Annotated in this window: 4 protein-coding genes and 1 pseudogene; 2 read left to right on the top strand and 3 right to left on the bottom strand. The window is 48.7% G+C overall.

Annotated elements, in window-relative coordinates:
- From ACKOVI_RS04760 to dcd, 3 genes and pseudogenes are all read right to left on the bottom strand, one after another.
- Window positions 1–182 (bottom strand): annotated as a pseudogene (locus ACKOVI_RS04760) (M48 family metalloprotease); the annotation flags it as partial.
- A 3-nt stretch (window positions 183–185) separates the two neighbouring features.
- Window positions 186–737 carry a LemA family protein gene (locus ACKOVI_RS04765; RefSeq protein ID WP_509602913.1) on the bottom strand — a complete coding sequence of 184 codons (552 nt, stop codon included), beginning with the start codon at window positions 735–737 and terminating at the stop codon, window positions 186–188.
- A 78-nt stretch (window positions 738–815) separates the two neighbouring features.
- Entirely contained in the window at window positions 816–1394 is a 579-nt protein-coding gene (gene dcd / locus ACKOVI_RS04770; RefSeq protein ID WP_509602915.1) for a dCTP deaminase, read from the bottom strand.
- 83 nt (window positions 1395–1477) lie between these two features.
- On the opposite strand from dcd, the gene ACKOVI_RS04775 reads away from it, so the two are divergent.
- A complete protein-coding gene (locus ACKOVI_RS04775; RefSeq protein WP_509602916.1) occupies window positions 1478–3304 on the top strand; it encodes an acyl-CoA dehydrogenase in 1827 nt (608 codons plus the stop codon).
- A 26-nt stretch (window positions 3305–3330) separates the two neighbouring features.
- Window positions 3331–3693 (top strand): EamA family transporter (locus tag ACKOVI_RS04780; RefSeq protein ID WP_509602917.1); only part of this gene is annotated, 363 nt, incomplete at its 3' end.

A 3693-nucleotide genomic window follows, 5' to 3' on the forward strand; every position in this document is an offset into this window, starting at 1 on the left:
CAGACACCGACCAACGCGATACCTACTGCCAGCGGAACAATAAACGTTGTTGTTCCTGCGCCGAAGTAAGTCAAAGCTGCATAGGCAACGAGCCAGGTGAGAAGGCCCATTGATCCTAAGAGAAAGTAAGTCTTTCCCTTATTGGCAGATTGGAGTTCGCGAAAGTTAGAGCTATTGGCCATTATTTAGAACTTAACGTTAGGAACGTTGCGATCTGCTGCGTTTTCGACCTCATAGAAGGCGCGAGCGCTTACCTTTGCTAAGCCTGCAAAGAAGCTTGTTGGAATGGTTGCAACAGCTTGGTTGAGCGAGCGCACATTGTCGTTATAGAACTGACGTGCAAATGAAACTTTGTTCTCAGTTGTTGAGAGCTCTTCCTGAAGCGAGAGGAAGTTAGTTGATGCTTTGAGATCTGGATAGGCTTCCGCAACTGCGAGTAATCCACGAAGGGCACTTGTTACTGCGCCATCTGCGGCCGCTACATCACCGATTGTTGATGCGCTCGTTGCCTTTGCGCGAGCTGCAACAACTGCATCGAAAGTTGATTGTTCGTGCTGTGCATATCCCTTTACTGTCTCAACTAGGTTGGGGATTAAATCTGCACGGCGCTTAAGTTGTACTTCGATCTGTGCCCATGCTTCATCCACTGTGATGTTGAGGCGAACAAGGCGGTTGTACTGCGCAACAATAAAGAGTGCGATAAGAGCAATAACGCCAATAATGAGGAATGTTTTCATGCTGTATCCAACCCGTTCTCCCCGGGTGATATTCCCCCCAGGATTATTAAATCCTGAAGCGCTCTGCTAATCAGGATGCTATTTAACTGTAGTGCGGTGGAAGTTCATAAAGGAACGGCTTGGGGTTGGCCCGCGCTGTCCTTGGTAACGGTTGAGATATTGCGCTGAACCGTATGGGTGTTCTGCCGCAGATGAGAGCTTAATGAGACAGAGCTGACCGATTTTCATACCTGGGTATAACTTCACAGGAAGGTTAGCGACGTTGGAAAGTTCGAGAGTGATGTGGCCAGAGAATCCTGGATCGATAAATCCTGCAGTCGAGTGAGTAAGGAGCCCGAGGCGACCTAGGGATGACTTACCTTCGAGGCGACCCGCGATGTCATCAGGAAGTGTGATGACCTCATAAGTGGAGGCGAGAACGAACTCACCTGGGTGCAAGATAAATGCCTCGCCATCTTCGGCGATGATTTCGCGAGTCAGCTCTGGCTGCTCGAGCGCTGGGTCAATGACCTCATATTTGTGGTTTTCGAAGACGCGGAAGAACTTATCCAGACGGACATCGACTGAGGATGGCTGGATCATCGATTCTGCGAAAGGCTCGACGCCTACACGCTGAGATTCGATCTGGGCACGGATATCGCGGTCACTGAGTAGCACGAGCGCGAGCCTACCGATTGAGCGTTAAAAAATAACTCTCCGCCACTCTTGCATAAGTTACTGGCGGGTAGAACTATTGCGCCATGAGCCATTACACAGCAAACCTGCGCGATATCGAATTCTGCCTCTTCGACCTCTTGGGTCGCGAGAAGCTCCTAGGTACATCCCTGTATTCAGATCTCGATAGAGATACTGCAATGGGAATGCTGGAAGAGATTAAGCGCATTACTGAAAATGATCTCGCTGCATCGTTTGTTGATGGCGATCGCATCGGAACAGTTTTTGATAAAGCAACTGGTGAAGTAAAACTTCCGGAAAGTTTTAAGAAGTCATATAAAGCATTTGTGGATCAAGGCTGGTGGTCACTCGATGCACCTGTCGAACTCGGCGGAACAAAGATTCCACCATCACTACGATGGGCAATCGCTGAAATGGTTCTCGGTGCAAACCCTGCAATTCATATCTACGCGTCAGGCTATGCATTTGCTCAAGTTGCATACACATTAGGAACAGCAGACCAGAAGAAGATGGCTGGCCATATGGTTAACCGTCACTGGGGCGCAACGATGCAGCTGACCGAACCTGATGCGGGTTCAGATGTCGGTGCAGGTCGCACCAAGGCAGTGCAGCAACCAGATGGAACATGGCACATCACAGGTACCAAGCGATTTATCACATCAGGTGATGCTGATATCTACGAGAACATCATGCACTTCACACTTGCACGTCGCGAAGGTGGCGGACCAGGTACAAAGGGCTTGTCGTTGTTCTTGATTCCAAAATTTATGTTCGATCTCGAAACTGGAGAGCTTGAAAAGCGCAATGGTGTTTATGTCACCAATGTCGAACACAAGATGGGTCTCAATGTTTCAGCAACATGCGAAATGAATCTTGGTGAAAAAGAACCTGCTGTTGGTTATCTTCTTGGAGATGTTCATGAAGGTATTGCACAGATGTTTAAGGTCATCGAATTCGCTCGCATGATGGTGGGAACAAAGGCGATCTCAACTCTCTCTGCTGGTTATATGCAGGCACTTTCCTATGCAAAGTCACGTGTACAAGGTGGAGATATGAAGGTTATGAACGATAAGGCTTCACCTCGCGTGACCATCATTCATCACCCAGATGTGCGCCGCTCATTAATGGTCCAAAAGTCCTATGCAGAAGGCATGAGAGCCCTTGTTCTCTTCACTGCAGCTCAGCAGGATGAAGTTGAACTTGCCCGTGCTGCTGGCGATGAAGATCGTCTGAAGAAAGCGGAAGCGCTCAACGACTTACTGCTTCCTGTCGTTAAGGGATTTGGTTCAGAGCGTGCATGGACACTTCTTGGAACTGAATCACTACAAACATTTGGTGGCTCAGGCTTCACCCAAGATTGGCCACTCGAACAATATGTACGTGATGCAAAGATCGATACTTTGTATGAAGGTACAACAGCGATTCAGGGTCTCGACTTCTTCTTCCGTAAGATTGTTAAAGATGGCGGTAAGGCACTGGGCGCTCTCGGTAAAGAGATTGCTGCCTTCGCTGAAGCGGGGGGAGCAAATGCTGCTGAGAAGCAGGCGTTGCTCAAGGCGCTCGGCGATCTCAATGGAATCATTGGTGTTCTTGTGGGACATGCGATGGCATCACAGGAAGATCCAAAAGAAATTTATAAGGTGGGACTTAATACATCTCGCGCACTGATGGCTGTTGGCGATGTCATCATTTCTTGGTTGCTCTTGCGCCAGGCAGATATCGCAGCAGAGAAGCTACCTACCGCAACTGGTAAAGATAAGGATTTCTACACCGGAAAAGTTGCAGCGGCACATTACTTCGTTCATAACGTTCTGCCTCACATCACGGCAGATCGCAAGATTGTTGAAGCGACAGATAACACCATTATGGATCTGCCTGAATCAGCTTTCTAATACTTAACTAAGATAGGCTCGCCTGCGTGAAACATCGCGGCGAGCTTTATCTTTTCTTAGGAGCACTAACTTTCTCTATCAATGGAATCTTCTCCACTGTGGTTCTCGAGCACATGTCAGCCTTTCGATTGGCGCAGATTCGTGCAATCTCCGCCTTTCTTATCCTCTTCACCTTTGCAATCATCAAGCGTCGCGATTGGTTGAAGATTTCACGGAGAGAGTTACCTCTTCTCATCAATTATTGCGTCATCGGCTTTGCCCTGGTAAACCTCGGTTATTTCCTTGGTATTGAGCGTAAATTGCCGCTTGGCTTGGTACTTATCCTCGAATTCACCGGCCGCGAACGCAGCGCCACCGTCGATTCGGCATGCACCACGAGATGGTCGTGC

This window comes from Candidatus Planktophila sp. (assembly GCF_046070465.1).
In the GTDB taxonomy this organism is placed as follows: Bacteria; Actinomycetota; Actinomycetes; order Nanopelagicales; family Nanopelagicaceae; genus Planktophila.

Bases quoted from the DNA above. Each gene is read 5' to 3' on its own strand.
- ACKOVI_RS04765 (WP_509602913.1), bottom strand. From the start codon at position 737: ATGAAAACATTCCTCATTATTGGCGTTATTGCTCTTATCGCACTCTTT.
- ACKOVI_RS04775 (WP_509602916.1), top strand. From the start codon at position 1,478: ATGAGCCATTACACAGCAAACCTGCGCGATATCGAATTCTGCCTCTTC.